The following is a 16,437-nucleotide window of genomic DNA, read 5'->3' as shown; positions in this document are numbered from 1 at the left end:
CCGGCTATTCCGCGACGTACTCCCTCAGCGGCGCGGGCTTGAGGCCGGCCGCCTCGGCCAGGTCCAGGGCCCGCGCCAGGTCCTGCTCCAGGGTCTCGTTGAAGTGCAGCAGGATGATGTCGCCGGCCTTGAGCGTCGGCGTCGGCGGGGTCCACTGCCCCCAGGTGGTGAGGTCGTACGTCCAGGTCACCACGGCCTTCGCCCCGCAGGCGCGCGCGACGGTCCGGGTGGTCGCGTCGTACGTGCCGTACGGCGGGCGCAGCAGCCGCGGGCCGTCGCCGAACCGGGCGAGGTGCTGGTCGCGGGCCCCGCAGACCTCCGCCTTCTGCCCGGCGGCGTCGAGCGTGGTCAGGTCGGGGTGGTTGACGGTGTGGTTCTCGACGCGGGAGCGGCCCTGGTTCAGCAGGGTGTGGAAGTAGCCGGAGTCGTACGAGTAGGCGCCCGGCAGCAGGAAGAGCGAGGCGGGCACCCGGCGGTCGAGCAGCAGCTTCGCCGCCGCGGGGTCGTGGTACCAGCCGTCGTCGATGGTGATGAAGACGACCGGGTCGGTGGTCTCGACGTGCGACACCACCGGGACGGGCTCGGGCCAGGCCGCCCGCGGGGCGGCGTGCGCGGGTCCCGAGGACGCGCCGAGGAGCGCGAGGGGGACGAGGGCGGCGAGCGCGGCACGCACGGCGTGACGCAGACGGAGTCTCGGCATGGCGGCATCATTGGCCTAGACCAACTGTCGTGTCAATGGCCCGAGTTGTCCCGTCCCCGGTGGCGTGGCTCGAGTCGACGACAGGCCTCCCGACCGGCTCGGGGCCGCGGCCCCGGCCGACGGAGCCGACCCGGTTTCCCTCCGGCGATGCGGGCGGCCACGGTCGAGCCCCTGGAGGCCCTGCGCACCTGACCCGCCCGCCTCCCCGAAGCGAAACGACCCCGTCAGCCCGTCAACCCGTCACCCCGCTACTCCGCCAGCACGTCCCGCAACTGCTCCAGTCCCCAGTCCAGATCCTCCTTCGAGATGACCAGCGGCGGCGCGATCCGGATCGTCGACCCGTGGGTGTCCTTCACCAGGACCCCCCGCTCCATCAACTTCTCCGAGATCTCCCGGCCCGTGCCCCGCGACGCCGCGATGTCCACCCCGGCCCACAGGCCGCGCCCGCGCACCGCCTCCACCGCTCCGCCGCCCACGAGCAGCCCCAGCTCGGCGTGGAGGTGCTCGCCCAGCTCCGTCGCCCGCTCCTGGAACTCGCCCGTCCGCAGCATCGCGATCACCTCCAGGGCCACCGCGCAGGCCAGCGGATTCCCGCCGAAGGTCGAGCCGTGCTCACCCGGCCGGAACACCCCGAGCACCGAACGGTCGGCGACCACCGCCGACACCGGCACGACACCGCCGCCCAGCGCCTTCCCCAGGATGTACACGTCCGGCACGACGCCCTCGTGCTCGCACGCGAACGTCTTCCCCGTCCGGCCCAGACCCGACTGGATCTCGTCCGCCATGAACAGCACGTTCCGCCGGCGCGTCAGCTCCCGCACCCCCGGCAGGTAGCCGGCCGGCGGCACCAGGACCCCCGCCTCGCCCTGGATCGGTTCGAGCAGCACCGCCACCGTGTTCTCGGTGACCGCCGCTTCGAGAGCCGTCAGGTCCCCGTACGGCACGATCTCGAACCCCGGCGTGTACGGACCGAAGTGGTCCCGCGCCTCGTGGTCCGTGGAGAAGCTGACGATCGTCGTCGTCCGGCCGTGGAAGTTGTTCCCCGCGACCACGATCTTCGCGTGCCCGTCCGGCACGCCCTTCACCTCGTACCCCCACTTCCGGGCGGTCTTCACGGCCGTCTCGACCGCCTCCGCCCCCGTGTTCATCGGCAGCACCGCCTCCTTGCCGCACAGCGCCGCGAGCTGCGTACAGAACTCGGCGAAGCGGTCGTGGTGGAAGGCGCGCGACGTCAGCGTCACCCGCTCCAGCTGCGCCTTCGCGGCCTCGATCAGCCGCCGGTTCCCGTGCCCGAAGTTGAGCGCCGAGTATCCGGCGAGCATGTCGAGATAGCGGCGCCCCTCGACGTCGGTCATCCAGGCGCCGTCCGCCGAGGCGACGACGACCGGAAGGGGGTGGTAGTTGTGAGCGCTGTGCGCCTCCGCGGAAGCGATCGCGTCTTGCGTCCTCGACACGGGGTCTCCGTTCGTCCTGCGGCCCGGGAGCTCAGGGGTTGTGGCTCCCCTTCTTATCGTCGCTCGCGCGCCGGACGCGGAAACCTCGACGACGGCGCGCCCACCGCTCCGACAAGCCCACGCCTACGCCCCGACAAGCCCACGCCTACGCCTCGACAAGCCCACGCCGAGCAGACACGTCAGCCGGTCGACTCCGCCGCCGCCCGCGCCTCCTCCAGATCCGGTATCCCCTCCAGCCGGAAGGTGAGCGCGATCCCGTTCCGCGTCCACAGCAGCGTGGGCCCCGCCGTGCGGACCTCATGGGTCCACACCCCGCCCGTCCCGTCCGTCATCGGGACCGTCAGCAGGTGCGGCGCCGCGAACCAGTAGCCCTGAGCGCCGTCCGGCAGGTCCACCCACTGCGGCTGCGTCGTGACCTCCTTGGCGAAGCCGATGTCCAGCCGCGCCGGGAACTCGTCCAGCCGGACCGTTCTCTCCCCGTCGCGCCAGCACAGGCTGATCACCGCCCGGCCCCGCTCGGCCGACCCCGTCACCGCGACCGCGTCCGGCGCGCCGAGAGCCTTCGGTATCAGCGGCTCGAACCCCGCCAGACGCCCGGCCTCCGCCAGGGGCACCGGGGCGGCGCACCCCGGCACCGCCCCGCCGGGCGGCACGCCGCGCCCGGAGGGGTCGTCGTCGTACCGCACGGTGACCCCGCCGAAGCCGAACCAGTCCGCCACCGCCGCCCGCACGGGAGGGGTCAGCACCAGCGCGATCAGCACCCCGGTCAGCCCCGCCACCAGCGCCCGCCACCGCCCCCGCGCCCACCCCCGCACCGACGCCCACCACCGCCGCCACACCGGCAGAGGCTCCGGCTCCGCCACCGGCGTCGCCACGTGCTCGGCGAGGAGCTGCGCGAGCACCCGCTCCGCCATGGACTCGCCGTCCACGTCCGGCACCCGCAGCCGCCGTCCCAGCTCCCGCAACTCCTCGGGAAGCCGCTCCTCCGGCAGACGCTCGTCACCCACGCTCCTCACCTCCCTCCAGCACCAGTCCCAGTTTCTTCAGCGCCCGGCTCAGCCGGGACTTCACCGTCCCCCTCGGCCAGCCCAGCGCATCGGCCGTCTCCGCCTCGTCCAGCTCAAGCAGATAGCGGTGGATCACCACCTGCCGATGGTCCTCGGAGAGCCCGTCCAAGGCCTCGAGGAGCCGCCGCCTCCGCTCCCGCTCCTCGGCCGCGACCGCCGGGTCCGCCGACTCCGGTATCCGCGGCTCGCCACCGAGCAGGTCCGCCTCCCGGTCCGCGACGGCCCGCTGCCGACCCGCCGAGCGCACTGTGTTCCTGGTCTCATTGACGACGATCCGCAGCAGCCACGGCCGGAACGCCGCACCGTCCTTGAAACGCCCGAGCGACCGGTACGCCTTGAAGAACGCCTGCTGCACCACGTCCTCTGCCTCCGGGCCCGCCCCGCACGCCACCGCCGCCCTCAGCGCCACCGCCGTGTGCGCGCGGACCAGCTCCGCGTACGCCTCCGGCTCTCCGGCGCGCACCCGTGCGATCACCACGGCCTCGTCGTCGACCAGGCCCCCCTCCCGGGTCCCCTCCCGCGTCCTCACACTCTTGATACACCGGCAGTCCGGGATCGGTTCCCACACCTGAGAGAATGATGTGCATGGCCTCTGACCGACCTCGCGCGCTCTCCGGAATCCAGCCCACGGCGGGCTCGTTCCATCTCGGCAACTACCTCGGTGCGATCCGCCAGTACGTCGCACTGCAGGAGACCCACGACGCCTTCTACATGGTCGTCGACCTGCACGCCATCACGGTTCCGCAGGACCCTGCCGAGCTGAGGGCCAACACCCGCGTCGCCGCCGCGCAGCTCCTCGCCTCCGGTCTCGACCCGGACCGCTGCACCCTCTTCGTCCAGAGTCACGTCCCCGAGCACGCGCAGCTCGGCTGGGTCATGAACTGCCTCGCCGGCTTCGGCGAGGCCTCCCGCATGACCCAGTTCAAGGACAAGTCGGCGAAGCAGGGCGCGGACCGCGCCACCGTCGGCCTCTTCACCTACCCGATCCTCCAGGTCGCGGACATCCTGCTCTACCAGGCGGACCAGGTCCCGGTCGGCGAGGACCAGCGCCAGCACGTCGAGCTGACCCGCGACCTCGCGGAGCGCTTCAACGGCCGCTTCGGCGACACCTTCACGATCCCCGAGCCGCACATCGTCAAGGCGACCGGGAAGATCTACGACCTCCAGGACCCGACGATCAAGATGAGCAAGTCGGCGTCCACGCCGAAGGGCCTGATCAACCTCCTGGACGACCCGAAGGTCACCGCCAAGAAGATCAAGAGCGCCGTCACCGACACCGACACCGTGATCCGCTTCGACCCGGAGAACAAGGCCGGCGTCTCCAACCTGCTCACGATCATGTCCACGCTCACCGACACGTCCGTCGCGGACCTGGAGAAGAGCTACGAGGGCAAGATGTACGGCGCGCTGAAGACGGACCTCGCCGAGGTCATGGTGGACTTCGTCACGCCCTTCCAGGCCCGCACCCAGGAATACCTGGACGACCCGGAGACGCTGGACTCGATCCTGGCCAAGGGTGCGGAGAAGGCCCGCGCCGTCGCCGCGGAGACGCTGGCGCAGACGTACGACCGGATGGGCTTCCTGCCCGCCAAGCACTGAGTCCTGGGACCCTGGCCACGAGGGTGGTGCAGGACGCACACTGGCGGCTGCACCACCCACCGCACACCATTCGACGGACGACGGAGGAGAACGACGTGGGGACCGTAACGCTCGGCGTTTCGATCGCGGTCCCGGAGCCCTATGGCAGCCTGCTCCAGGAGCGGCGCGCGGGCTTCGGCGATCCCGCCGCGCACGGCATCCCCACGCACGTCACCCTCGTCCCGCCGACCGAGGTCGACGAGGAGCGGCTCCCCGAGATCGAGGCGCACCTCGCCGGGGTCGCCGCCGGGTACGAACCGTTCCCCGTCCGCCTGAAGGGCACGGGCACCTTCCGCCCGCTCTCCCCGGTCGTCTTCGTGAAGCTCAAGGAGGGCGTCCCCCTCTGCAACCGGCTCCAGCACCAGATCCGGGACGAGGCGGGCCCGCTCGCGCGCGAGCTCCAGTTCCCGTACCACCCGCACGTCACCGTGGCGCACGCCATCTCCGAGGAGGGGATGGACCGGGCGTTCGAGGAGCTCGCCGGGTACGAGGCGGCCTGGACGTGCCGCTCCTTCGCGCTGTACGAGCAGGGCCCGGACGGCGTCTGGCGGAAGCTGTACGACTACGAGTTCGGCAGCGGCCGGCCGATCTCGGCCGTCCCGTCGCAGGGCGGCAGCCCGGTCGACACGCCGACCGTCACCCCCGCCGGCTGAGCCCTCCCTCTCCCCGTCCTCACAGGGGCAGGAGCCGGAAGAGCGACCTCGGCACGTGCCGTACCGCCGCCATCACCATCCGCAGCGACCCCGGCACCCACACCGTCTCCGAGCGGCGCCGCAGCCCCAGCTCGATCGCGGTCGCGACGGCCTCGGGAGTCACCGAGGGCAACCCGGAACCGAACCGCCCGGATCCACGCCCCGCCGACCCGGGCCGCACCGCCCCACGCCCCACCACCCCGGGCCGGACCACCACCCCGGGCCGGACCACCATCACGTGCACGCCCGTGCCGTACATCGCGTCCCCGAGCCCCTGCGCGAAGACGTCCAGCCCCGCCTTCGACGACCCGTAGATGAAGTCGGTCCGCCGCGCCCGCTCGCCCGCCACGGACGAGAGCACCACCAGCGAGCCGTGCCCCTGCGCCTGCAGCGCGCCCGCGCACACCAGCCCGGCCGAGACGGCGCCCGTGTAGTTGGTCTGCGCGACCCGGACGGCGGCGACGGGGTCGGCCTCGTCGTGCGCCTGGTCGCCGAGGACCCCGAAGGCGAGCAGCACGATGTCGATGGCGCCCTCGGTGAAGATCTTGCCGAGCCGCTCCGGGTGCGACTCGGTGTCGAGCGCGTCGAAGGGGACGGTCCGCACGTCCGTGCCGAGCGCGCGGAGCGAGTCCGCGGCGGCGGTGAGCGCGGGTGAGGGGCGGCCGGCCAACCAGACCGTCCGGACGCCGCGGGTGATCATCCGGCGCGCGGTGGCGAGGCCGATCTCGGAGGTGCCGCCGAGGACGAGCAGGGACTGCGGGGTGCCGAAGGCGTCCTTCATGGTGGGGTACTCCTCAGAGGGCGGGGGTCTCGACAGCCATCAGGGTGACCGTATAGCCGCGTCTGTCGCTTATGCCGCCATTGCCTCCGGGATGTCGGTCACCGGCGCGCGTGCTCCGCCGGGGGATTCTCGTACTCCGGGCAACTCTCGGACCAACGGATCAAGGGGTAGGCGTACGACATGGACTGGCTGACCAAGCTCCCCGTCATCGGCCCCGTGGCCGCCCGCCTCATGCGCACTCACGCCTGGCGCTCGTACGAGACCCTCGACGAGGTCCACTGGACCCGGCTCGCCGCCGCGATCACCTTCCTCTCCTTCCTCGCCCTCTTCCCGCTGATCACCGTCGCCGCCGCGATCGGCGCCGCGCTGCTCTCCACCAAGCAGCTCGACAAGATCGAGGAGAAGGTCGCCGACCAGGTCCCCGGCATCTCCGACCAGCTCGACATCGACGGGCTCGTCGCCAACGCCGGCACCGTCGGACTCATCGCCGGCGCGCTCCTGCTCCTCACCGGCATCAGCTGGATCGGCTCCATGCGGGAGTGCCTGCGCGCCGTGTGGGGGCTCGACGGCGTCGAGGAGGGCAATCCGATCGTCCGCAAGGGCAAGGACGCGCTCGTGCTCCTCGGGCTCGGCGGCGTCGCGCTCTGCTCGCTCGCCGCGTCCTGGCTCGGCTCCACCGCCGTCGGCTGGACCGCCGACAAGGCCGGCATCTCCGGCGAGGGCGCGGGCGGCTACCTGCTCCAGGCGGCCGCCGTCCTCGTCGCCGCGGCCGCCGACTTCCTGATGCTGCTCTACCTCCTGACGCTGCTGCCCGGCGTCCAGCCGCCCCGCCGCCGCCTCCTGGTGGCGGCGGTCATCGGCGCGATCGGCTTCGAACTGCTCAAGCTGCTGCTCGGCGGCTACATGAAGGGGGTCGCGGGGAAGTCGATGTACGGGGCGTTCGGCACCCCGATCGCCCTGATGCTGTGGATCAACTTCACCGCGAAACTGCTGCTGTTCTGCGCGGCCTGGACGGCTACGGGTTCACGTCGGGATCCAGAGGCGTCTGCGAGCGACGACGGCGCGACCCCGAACCGGCCAGCGGCCAGCGACGGTTGACGAGGAAGACGGCGCCGGCGAGCAGCAGGAGCGCCCCGCCCGCTACGCTCAGCGCGATCCCGACCCCGCCGGACTTCTCCTCGGATGCGGCGGAGGCGGCGGACCCGTCGGGAGCGTTCTTCCCGGGAGCGGGCTCCGCTCCTCCGTCCGACCCCCCGGTCGCCGCCCCGGTGCCGGCCCCCGAACCCGTACCCGTGCCCTTCCCCGTACGGGCGGACGTGGGCGGCACCAGCTCGCCCACCGGCGTCACCTTCCCGGCCGCCGCGAAGCCCCAGTCGAGCAGCCGGGCGGTCTCCTTGTAGACCGCGTGCTGCTCCTTCGACGACGGGTTCATGACGGTGACGAGCAGCACCTTCCCGCCGCGCTCCGCGACCCCCGTGAAGGTGGATCCCGCGTGTGTGGTGTTGCCGTTCTTCACCCCCGCGATCCCCTGGTACGGGGCGACGCCGAGGTCACCGGTCAGCAGCCGGTTGGTGTTCTGGATCTCGAAGGTCTCGCGCTTCTTGCCCGGCTTCTGCTCGCCGGGGAAGGCGGCGCGGGGCGTGGCGGCGTACTCCCGGAAATCCGCGTTCTGCATGCCGCTGCGGGCGATGAGCGTGAGGTCGTACGCGGACGAGACCTGGCGCGGGGCGTCGTAACCGTCCGGCGAGACCACGTAGGTGTCGAGCGCCTGGAGCTCGGCCGCGCGGGCGTTCATGTCCTTCACGGTCTGCGGGACGCCGCCGTTCATGGCCGACAGGACGTGGACGGCGTCGTTGCCGGAGCGCAGGAACACGCCGAGCCACAGGTCGTGGACGCTGTAGGTCTGCTTCTCCTTGATGCCGACCAGGCTGGAGCCGGAGCCCATCCCGGCCAGGTCCCGGTTGGTCACCAGATGGTTCTGCGTCTTGGGGAGCTTCGGCAGCACGGTGTCCGCGAAGAGCATCTTGAGCGTGGACGCCGGCGCGAGCCGCCAGTGCGCGTTGTGCGAGGCGAGGACCTGCCCGCTCTCCGCGTCCGCGACGATCCACGACCGCGCGGACAGCTCCTTGGGCAGCACGGGTGCACCGGGCCCCAGCAGCACCTGAGTCCCAGGCCTGCCGAGCGCCGCACCGCCGACCGCGGACATGTTGGCGGGCGGCTTGGGCTGCTTGTCCTTCGCGTCCTTCCCTTCGTCCGCGTGAGCCGCGGGCGCGGCGATGACGAGAGGCAGGAGTACGGCAGTGGCGACCGCCCAAGCGGTCTTCTTCGAAGCAGACACGGTCGAGAACGTACAGGTACGGAACACGTATCCGAACCCCACCGGGCGGTTCGTCCGGGCTCGTCCACCCGGACGCGGGCGTGGGGAAGCGGACGGCGGCAGGGGCTCCGGTTGGCTCAGCCGCCGTGTTTCCCCCGTCGGACTGGTGTGCGGCATGCGTGGCTGTTTCATCTGAATCGCTTTCCAACGACGGTCAATCAGTAGGCACACGACAGAAAGAAGCAGGTGAGAGCCGTGTCCCCCTTGGTTTCGACGCTGAGCTCCGGGCAACTCGACACGGTGTGAGTGGCCGTGTACGCCCGACAGTCGAAGGCCCGCCCGGACTCGTCCGATTCGTCCCCGGAAGCGCAGGTGGCGGCCGGTGCGGCGCCGGCGGAGAGCAGGGGGTGGGAGGTTGTTCACACGCTCAAAGACGTGGGGAGGTCGAGTGGGGATCCACATGTGATCCATCCCTCTTCCGCGGACCTCATGTCCGCCGTGCGTGCGGGCGAGGTCGACGTGGTGGTGGTCGACGAACTCTCCCGGCCGCCCCGCAAGGGCGCGCACGACGCCCTGGAGATCGACAAAGATTTCAAGAGGTACGGAGTCCGCTTCGTCTCCGTCCTCGAACCGTTCCCCGACACGTCGAACGCGATCGGCGTCGTGACCTTCGCGCTGATCGCGGCACTCGCGAAGCAGGACAGCGACATCAAGGCGGAGCGTCTGCGCGGAGCCAGCGCACGGATGCCGACGACTACGTCGCTGGACGAGTATGGGCACGGCTTGAGCACGCCCGGAACTCCATCGCCGAACTACAGGCCGACCGCAAGGCCGGTCTTAACCGAGGCCGCGACGAACTGGCCATGTGGCGGTCGACGATGACGGCCGCGAACACGTACGACAAACAGGGCGAACAGAACCCGTTATGCGAAAGAGGTCAGCACTGGATAAACGACGTCGGGCCTTGTGGGGCGGCAACGGGTGTGTTTAAGATCAATTTGCAGCAGAAAGTCGGGGAATTATCTCGGCGAAAAACTCTACATCCTTGAAAGGGGCGAAGATGGAGCAGAAGGAAATCAAGGGCATCGATTCGATCGACGCGATCCTCGACGCGATGAACGCGGACGAGGCGCCGGCGGGAACTGTTCGCAGCCTGCCGTGGGCGGAACTCGACTGACCGTCCGAGGCCCCGCACCTCAGGGTGCATAACTGAAAAAGCATTCGTCGTTCCGTTACGGACGACACACGTCAGCGTTGTCTGACTGGATCCTTCAGTCGGACAGCGCTGGCTTTTTCTCCAAAGTGCGATGGCGGCCGCGAAAAGGCTCCACGCCACCTTCAGGATCTCTTGGCCTTTCGGAGCTCGGCATTCTCGCCCCTCTTCAGAGCCTCAAAATGAGCGGACTGTTCCGTCGCGTGCCTGGTGTCTACCGAACCCAGAACGTTTCACATTAAGTTTGAGGAGATACGGTGACAAGTCTGCCGCTACTCAGTGTCCAAACCGGCGTCGCCCCCCAAGGTCGCCAGGGAGCGCCTCTGTACAAGCGACTCGTCCTTGCGAGCTATTTGGCTGACCAGTATCAGCTGGGTCCCTTCGGCTCGGCTGTGCTGGCCGGTTCCATAGAGGCGGAGTTCAACGACCAAGGGGATCCTGACCACGCCCAAGATGCCGATCACGTGCACGTGCGGGTGGTCGCGGTGAAGTCGGACACCTCGGCTGAAGTGGCTGCGCAGAATATCCTCCAGGAGAATCCTGATTTCCTCGGCCTCAGTCTCTACGTTTGGAACTACGTTTCGACGATAGCGTTGATCGAGGAACTGCAGGTCCATAACCCCGAGTTCCCGATCGTGGTGGGAGGTCCACACGTAAGCCGGGACGATGAGGAACTGCAGCGTCTCCTGCGGGAAGGGAAGATATCTACTTGTGTGAGTGGCGAGGGCGAGGCCGCGCTCGCGTATCTGTTCAGCCTGCCTCCGCAGGATCTTCCGCAGTTCCTTGAGGGGCAGAATGCCTCGTTTACCTCGATTCAAAGTCCCTACATCACGCAAGAGATCATGAGGGACGAACTCAAGAGGACGCAGACGGCCATCGTCGAGGGAGCGCGCGGTTGCCCATTTTCGTGCACCTTCTGCGATCAAGGCTGGCGCAAGGCTCGCCTGGCGTCCTTCGAAGAACTCGCAGAAGAGCTCCGGAAATTGTACGACTTGGGGGCAAGGCACTTCATCTTCCTCGACCCCACCTTCAACTTCGACCGTGCTCGGATGCATCGTCTTCTTGATTTCTTGCGTGATGAATTGCCTGGGTCTACCTTCAGCGCGGAGCTCAAGGTCGACATGCTTCGACCGGAGGATATCGAGGCGCTGAGTGGGGTCTGCTCCTTTGTCGAAGCAGGCCTCCAGACCATCCATGTGAAATCTCAGAAACTGATCAAGCGCCGCGAGAAGGTGGATGTTGTACTGGAAAACTGTAATCGGTTGATCGATGCAGGGATCGAGGTGGTGGTGAATACCATCTACGGTTTGCCTGGCGAAACGTTCGACGAGTGGCTCCAGACGATCGACAAGTGTTATGCCGAAACTGCTGCCGAAATCACCAGTGGCTGCCTCAAGGTCCTTCCCAACACTGAGATCTGGGACCACAGGCATGAATTTGGCTATGCGTGGGACCCGGACCGAATGTTTCGCGCCCTGTACTCTTCGGCGATGTCCGGCGAGGATTTCGAACGGGCTTCCCGCTTGTCGCGGCTCCTCGGTGGAATACAGCGAAACAAGGAAAGCGTCCTTCCTCAAGCTCGATCGTACATCGCGCAAAACAATCTGACGCTCAGCGAGTTCTTGATCGGCCTGGAGCGCGAGAACATTGCGCTGAGGCAGACTCGGGACTCTGCTGGCGAGACGTTCACCTCCTTTGTTGCAGTGTGAAATGGATGACGTGAGCAGGGCCTCTGTAGCCATGCCGAGGAAGAGGCGCGGTGGACTCTTCTGGCATCAGAGCTTTCGTTTCTTCTGGTTCAGCGAGGCTTCCAGCGCGCTCGGCGCTTCAGTCGCGGTGATCACACTGCCCATGGTGGCGGTCGTCGACCTGCAGGCAAGTCCCATGACGCTCGGTTTGCTGACAGGCGCGGTCTGGCTTCCCTGGCTCCTCATCGGGCTGCCTGCCGGCGCCTGGGTGGACCGGATGTCGGTCCGTCCACTCATGCTGGTGTGCCAGGGCGTGAATTTCGTGCTCTACACGAGCATCCCGGTTGCGCATTTGCTGGATGTGCTGTCCGTGTATCACCTGATACTGGTGGCTCTCCTGACCGGATCAACCAAGGTATTCATCAAGATCGCCTCTTTCGTCTTCGTGTCGGATCTCGTGGACAGGGATGATCTTATCGAGGGAAATGCGAAGATCAGAGGCACCGAGTCGGTGGCCGAAATCGCCGGCCCCAGCATAGGTGGAGCGTTCGCTCAAGCCGTGGGAGCCATCAGTGCTCTGTTCGCCACCGGGATGTCCTTCCTCGTATCCATGCTGTGCCTGTTGTCCATGGGGCCGTCGAAGTCGAATCATCGGGCGTCCGGTGCGATGGACCAGCCGGGGCGCGGCAAACTGAGGAGGGAAATTAGCCAGGGGCTGAAGTTCGTGATTCGCGATCCCTATATCCGTACTCTCACTGTCTCTGGCGCCGCGACCAACATGGCTCTTATCGGCTTCCAGGCGATCCAGATGCCCTTCCTGATGAAGGACGTGGGGGCGCCCCCGGCGGCAATTGGCCTGCTGTTGACTTCGATGGGCGTAGGCGGTCTCTTCGGAGCGCTCGTGGTACGTCGGGTTTCTGACCGTTTTGGGAGCGCTCGCAGTGTCATTCTGTGCGAGCTGATACTGGCTCCGTTCAGCCTGCTCATTCCCCTGACGACTTCCGGCGCAGGGTTGGTCCTCATGGCAGTCGGCGGGATGGCCGTCAGTGCCCGGATCACAGCGGGAAACATTATTCAGGGAAGTTTCAGACAGGCGTATTGCCCGCCGCACATGCTGGGACGAATCACCAGTGCCATGAGAGTGCTGCGCTACAGCTTCATTCCCGTCGGGGCGCTTTCTGCAGGGGCGCTGGCATCGCTCTTCGGGACGCGAGCCGTGGCATGGGGGACGATGGCTTTTCTGGCGCTCACCTCCTTGATCCTCATGGCCGGACCACTTCGGAAGACGCGGGACTTCCCAGAAGTTCCTGTCGTGGTTCTACAGCCGTGAGCGTTTTCCCGAAGTTCCGCGGTTGGTATCCATGGCATGCCGGGTCGGGCTGCTCTGAACTTCGAAACCATGGGGACACGTTTTGTTTGCTGTACTTCTGAGCATCGGGCTTCTCGCGCATCAGTTCATCTACATACTCATGTACAGGCGAGAATACTTGACGTTGAGCTTCGCGCCCGCTCTGGGGCTCACGCTTCCGCGTCCGGTGTTCACTGCCGTGCAGATTGCCGCTGTACCGGTGATTTCGATACTGATGATTCTTGGGGGTCGAGCGGCAACATTCGCCGCCTTGGTCACCCTGCTTCTCTGGTCATCGATTCAGAGCCTGCGCATGTCGAATCACGTCTGGCTGGCTCTCTTCGGCGTGCTGGTCTTCGCCTTCTCGACACCGGCCGAGCACGTTGTAGAGGCTCGCATGCTGCTCGGCTACCTGTACGTTGCCGCAGGCGTATTCAAATGCAACAGCGAGTTTCTCCTGTCCGACCGAAGCCTGGCCAGGGGGATGGTTAACCGTCAGGCGTCCAGTTTTCATGTGCGGGCTCCCAAGCTCTTCGTTGCGCTGTCTCCGGCAGCCGTCGTACTCGGCGAACTGGGTGCGGGAGTCATGCTCTTGCTCAACTACAGACTGGACATCGCTTTCCTGGTGTGTGCCGGGCTCCACCTGGCGTTCAGCATCTTGGGGAACGCGCACTTCGCACTCATCGCCCTCGCGTTCTGGTACGAGGCTCTGGGGGGAAGCCAGTCCTTCACGGAACTGTTGAACTCGAACGCTGCTCTGTTGGTGACGGTCATCGTGATCGGAGGGCTCTCCGGCTACGTCATCGGAAATCACACGCTGCACGGCAGCAGGATTAAGGGTGGACTAGCGGACGCCCTTCTCGTAGGCATCTATTGCGCCGCCGCCGTGCTCGTCTGGAAATCCGCTGCCACGTCCACGCCGCGCGAGGGGGAGTGGAGTGCCGGGGCCGTAGTTGTTCTGGCCGCATTCTCCCTCAACTTCGTGCTGCTCTTTCTTGGCCTCAAAGGGGAGTGGGCCTTCGCCATGTTCTCCAACGTGCGCCCGTACGGAAAGGCAAAGATCCTCGGCATCGCTCCGCGCTGGCGGACGACCTATTTCCGAGTCGAATGGGACGGCGATTTCCCCAAGCCGGTATCTGATGCGCTGCCCCGACATGTCATGGCGCAAGTCAAGGATCGTCGGAATGTGGTCTCCGGTCCTGTTGCACATGAACTCGGGATGACTTCGGAGAAGTTCAGCACAGGCCTGCGTCTCATACCGCAGAAATATGACGAAGTTGCCGACGGTTTCGTCGATCTTCAGGACTCCGAAGTCAAGCTGAAACGGGGCCCGATCTGGGTTGCGCCGATCATCAGCCGCGACCCGGAGGCCGCCCACAAGGGATAGCCGGAGATTCCCGTGTACCGACTCTCCGCATCGCGGGAAGGTGCTCGGATCCTTCGGGGTTAACGCGTTGCGGACATGCGAGTCGGTGGGGCCCGGCGCTCCGGTGCCTGGCCCAAGTACGGCGCCGGGCGATCTTCCGGGCTCGCGACGACCGGCACCACCTCGTGGGCGGCCGTCGACTGGGACGGCACGTCCGAGGACCGTTTCACCGTGTGGCAGCACGGGCCACGGCGCCTCTGGAACGAAGCGGAAATCGCGTACGCGTGGTGGACGATGCACGACCGGCCCGGACCCGTGCTGTTCGGTGCGACCGCGACCGCCACGGGAGAGCCCGCGTGGCTGGACGATTCCGATCAGCCCGTTCCCCTCATCGGCTGACCGCAAGACCGCCCCGTCTGTGCGCCGAACTCCGTGGCGTAGGGGCGGGGCCTTACTTCTTGCTCGCCCGGACACCCCGGAAGCCGATCACGCCGACGGCCGTCCCTAGGATGAACGACGTGACAGCGAGGGCGAGGTGGACCCAGAAGTACGCAGTGGGGTCTCCCGCGTCGTCGAAGGCGAGACCGCTTCCGTCCTTCCAGAGGTTCTTCGCGAAGGTCACCCAGATCACCCAGGACCAGACGCCGAACGCGAGCAGGAACCAGGAGACGCGGCGGCTGAGCTTCATGAGGTGTCCTTCGGGGTGGGCGGGGCGTTCCCTGCCAGTATCGAACCGCCCCCGCCGGGTCGTGGAGGCGGGCTCCCCCGTCGCCGCGCGCAGCGACGCCGGTCACAGTTCTTAGGTCTCCGGAGGGAAAGAGGGGGTTCGGGGCGTGGTCGCCTTTCTGCTGGTCCTGGTCGTGGTGCTCGCCGTGCTCGGCGGTGTGCACTGGTACGTGTGGCGGCGGCTCGTCCGCGATGTGACGGTGGCCGGCGGGCTGCCGCGCCGGCTGGGTACGGTCGCCGTCGTCGCCCTGCCGCTGTTCTCGCTCGCGGCTCTGACCTCCTCGCGCGCCGGTGCGCCCTTCTGGTTCCAGCAGGTCGTCGCCTGGCCGGGGTTCCTGTGGCTCGCCCTGCTGCTGTACGTGACGCTGGCCCTGGTCGTCGGCGAGGCCGTGCGGCCCGTCCTGCGTGCTCGGCTGGAACGCCGCGCGAAGGCCGCGGCGCCGGGGGAGGCAGCGCCTGTCCCCGTGCCCGTCTCCGTGCCCGATGCGGTCACGGCCGCGCCTCCGGCCGAGGCCGCCCCGCCGGCCGCTGAAGCTCCCGTCGACGTCTCCCGGCGGCTCTTCGTCTCGCGTGTCGTCGGCGGGTCCGCCGCGGCCGTCGCTCTCGGGACCGTGGGGTACGGGACGTACGGCGTGCTGCGCGGGCCCCGGGTCAAGCGGGTGACCGTTCCGCTCGCCAAGCTGTCGCGGGCCGCGCACGGGTACCGGATCGCCGTCGTGTCCGACATCCACCTCGGGCCGATCCTGGGTCGTGCCCACAGCCGGCGGATCGTGGACGCGATCAACTCCACCCAGCCCGATCTGATCGCGATCGTCGGCGACCTCGTCGACGGCACCGTCGAGAACCTCGGCCCCGCCGCCGAGCCGCTCGCCCGGCTCCGTGCCCGCCACGGTTCGTTCTTCGTGACGGGCAACCACGAGTACTTCTCGGGCGCCGACGCCTGGGTCGACCACGTACGCGAGCTCGGACTGCGACCGCTGCGCAACGAGCGCGTGGAGATCGCGGCCGGATTCGATCTCGCCGGGGTCGACGACGTCGCCGGCGAGAGCGAGGGCCAGGGGCCCGACTTCGGCCGCGCCCTCGGCGACCGCGACCGGGCCCGCGCCGCCGTCCTCCTCGCGCACCAGCCGATCGTCATCCACGACGCCGTGCGCAACGGCGTGGACCTCCAGCTCTCCGGCCACACCCACGGCGGGCAGCTCTGGCCGGGCAACTACCTCGCCGAGCTGGCCAACCCGACGGTCGCCGGGCTCGAGCGGTACGGCGACACGCAGCTGTACGTCTCGCGGGGCGCGGGTGCCTGGGGGCCGCCGGTCCGGGTCGGTGCGCCGTCCGACATCACGATCGTCGAACTCGCCTCGAAGCAGGCGTAATCGGACGGCGGAGCAGGGGGGTCACTCCCTGCTCCGGGACCGATACGTGCTGCTCATCGGCTTAAAGTCTCATA

At 68.0% G+C, this 16,437-nt stretch carries 16 protein-coding genes; 9 read left to right on the top strand and 7 right to left on the bottom strand.

The features are described from left to right. Window positions 1-4 precede the first annotated feature (4 nt). From ASC82_RS22260 to ASC82_RS22245, 4 genes are all read right to left on the bottom strand, one after another. On the bottom strand, window positions 5-700 hold the full coding sequence (locus ASC82_RS22260) for a polysaccharide deacetylase family protein (protein WP_056650968.1): 696 nt from the start codon (window positions 698-700) through the stop codon (window positions 5-7). Window positions 701-948: 248 nt separating this feature from the next. Then, complete coding sequence (rocD, locus tag ASC82_RS22255) at window positions 949-2,154, bottom strand: ornithine--oxo-acid transaminase (protein ID WP_056650965.1); 1,206 nt, start codon at window positions 2,152-2,154, stop codon at window positions 949-951. 179 nt (window positions 2,155-2,333) lie between these two features. After that, on the bottom strand, window positions 2,334-3,161 hold the full coding sequence (locus tag ASC82_RS22250; protein ID WP_242427744.1) for a hypothetical protein: 828 nt from the start codon (window positions 3,159-3,161) through the stop codon (window positions 2,334-2,336). Further along, on the bottom strand, window positions 3,154-3,750 hold the full coding sequence (locus ASC82_RS22245) for an RNA polymerase sigma factor (RefSeq protein ID WP_056650962.1): 597 nt from the start codon (window positions 3,748-3,750) through the stop codon (window positions 3,154-3,156). Before ASC82_RS22245 ends, ASC82_RS22250 begins: the two co-directional genes overlap by 8 nt. Before the next feature lie 56 nt (window positions 3,751-3,806). On the opposite strand from ASC82_RS22245, the gene trpS reads away from it, so the two are divergent. Continuing rightward, window positions 3,807-4,820, top strand: a complete 1,014-nt coding sequence (trpS, locus tag ASC82_RS22240; RefSeq protein ID WP_056650960.1) for a tryptophan--tRNA ligase — start codon at window positions 3,807-3,809, stop codon at window positions 4,818-4,820. A 95-nt stretch (window positions 4,821-4,915) separates the two neighbouring features. Beyond that, the gene (locus ASC82_RS22235) at window positions 4,916-5,512 is read left to right on the top strand and encodes a 2'-5' RNA ligase family protein (protein ID WP_056650957.1); all 597 of its coding nucleotides are present in this window, start codon (window positions 4,916-4,918) and stop codon (window positions 5,510-5,512) included. 19 nt (window positions 5,513-5,531) lie between these two features. On the opposite strand, the gene ASC82_RS22230 is transcribed toward ASC82_RS22235, so the two are convergent. Then, window positions 5,532-6,332: an SDR family NAD(P)-dependent oxidoreductase gene (locus ASC82_RS22230; RefSeq protein WP_056650953.1), complete on the bottom strand. Its 801-nt coding sequence runs from the start codon at window positions 6,330-6,332 to the stop codon at window positions 5,532-5,534. A 180-nt stretch (window positions 6,333-6,512) separates the two neighbouring features. On the opposite strand from ASC82_RS22230, the gene ASC82_RS22225 reads away from it, so the two are divergent. Further along, complete coding sequence (locus ASC82_RS22225; protein ID WP_056650950.1) at window positions 6,513-7,430, top strand: YihY/virulence factor BrkB family protein; 918 nt, start codon at window positions 6,513-6,515, stop codon at window positions 7,428-7,430. On the opposite strand, the gene ASC82_RS22220 is transcribed toward ASC82_RS22225, so the two are convergent. Beyond that, window positions 7,348-8,670 (bottom strand): D-alanyl-D-alanine carboxypeptidase, encoded by a 1,323-nt coding sequence (locus ASC82_RS22220; protein ID WP_056652397.1) that lies wholly within the window; start codon window positions 8,668-8,670, stop codon window positions 7,348-7,350. The genes ASC82_RS22225 and ASC82_RS22220 overlap by 83 nt on opposite strands. Window positions 8,671-8,955: 285 nt before the next feature. Between ASC82_RS22220 and ASC82_RS22215 the strand changes: the two genes are divergently transcribed. The 5 genes from ASC82_RS22215 to ASC82_RS30690 all read left to right on the top strand — a co-directional run bounded on the left by ASC82_RS22215 (window position 8,956) and on the right by ASC82_RS30690 (window position 14,663). Then, window positions 8,956-9,531 (top strand): recombinase family protein, encoded by a 576-nt coding sequence (locus ASC82_RS22215; protein WP_347336085.1) that lies wholly within the window; start codon window positions 8,956-8,958, stop codon window positions 9,529-9,531. A gap of 588 nt (window positions 9,532-10,119) precedes the next feature. Further along, window positions 10,120-11,571: a radical SAM protein gene (locus tag ASC82_RS22205; protein WP_079039420.1), complete on the top strand. Its 1,452-nt coding sequence runs from the start codon at window positions 10,120-10,122 to the stop codon at window positions 11,569-11,571. Between the two features lie 10 nt (window positions 11,572-11,581). After that, window positions 11,582-12,880 (top strand): MFS transporter, encoded by a 1,299-nt coding sequence (locus ASC82_RS22200; protein ID WP_157863491.1) that lies wholly within the window; start codon window positions 11,582-11,584, stop codon window positions 12,878-12,880. A 157-nt stretch (window positions 12,881-13,037) separates the two neighbouring features. After that, window positions 13,038-14,285 (top strand): hypothetical protein, encoded by a 1,248-nt coding sequence (locus ASC82_RS22195; protein WP_157863490.1) that lies wholly within the window; start codon window positions 13,038-13,040, stop codon window positions 14,283-14,285. Between the two features lie 75 nt (window positions 14,286-14,360). Beyond that, the gene (locus ASC82_RS30690) at window positions 14,361-14,663 is read left to right on the top strand and encodes a hypothetical protein (RefSeq protein WP_056650930.1); all 303 of its coding nucleotides are present in this window, start codon (window positions 14,361-14,363) and stop codon (window positions 14,661-14,663) included. Window positions 14,664-14,715: 52 nt separating this feature from the next. On the opposite strand, the gene ASC82_RS31210 is transcribed toward ASC82_RS30690, so the two are convergent. Next, the gene (locus ASC82_RS31210) at window positions 14,716-14,952 is read right to left on the bottom strand and encodes a hypothetical protein (RefSeq protein WP_056650927.1); all 237 of its coding nucleotides are present in this window, start codon (window positions 14,950-14,952) and stop codon (window positions 14,716-14,718) included. Window positions 14,953-15,097: 145 nt separating this feature from the next. On the opposite strand from ASC82_RS31210, the gene ASC82_RS22180 reads away from it, so the two are divergent. Then, entirely contained in the window at window positions 15,098-16,363 is a 1,266-nt protein-coding gene (locus tag ASC82_RS22180; RefSeq protein ID WP_056650925.1) for a metallophosphoesterase, read from the top strand. Window positions 16,364-16,437: the final 74 nt, after the last annotated feature.

The organism is Streptomyces sp. Root431, from assembly GCF_001426585.1.
GTDB lineage: Bacteria > Actinomycetota > Actinomycetes > Streptomycetales > Streptomycetaceae > Streptomyces > Streptomyces stackebrandtii.
This window is presented reverse-complemented; position numbering and strand designations above follow the sequence as displayed.

Coding starts and splice junctions, on each gene's coding strand:
- ASC82_RS22230 (WP_056650953.1), bottom strand. CDS start 6,332: ATGAAGGACGCCTTCGGCACCCCGCAGTCCCTGCTCGTCCTCGGCGGC.
- trpS (WP_056650960.1), top strand. CDS start 3,807: ATGGCCTCTGACCGACCTCGCGCGCTCTCCGGAATCCAGCCCACGGCG.
- ASC82_RS22225 (WP_056650950.1), top strand. CDS start 6,513: ATGGACTGGCTGACCAAGCTCCCCGTCATCGGCCCCGTGGCCGCCCGC.
- ASC82_RS31210 (WP_056650927.1), bottom strand. CDS start 14,952: ATGAAGCTCAGCCGCCGCGTCTCCTGGTTCCTGCTCGCGTTCGGCGTC.
- ASC82_RS22260 (WP_056650968.1), bottom strand. CDS start 700: ATGCCGAGACTCCGTCTGCGTCACGCCGTGCGTGCCGCGCTCGCCGCC.
- ASC82_RS30690 (WP_056650930.1), top strand. CDS start 14,361: ATGCGAGTCGGTGGGGCCCGGCGCTCCGGTGCCTGGCCCAAGTACGGC.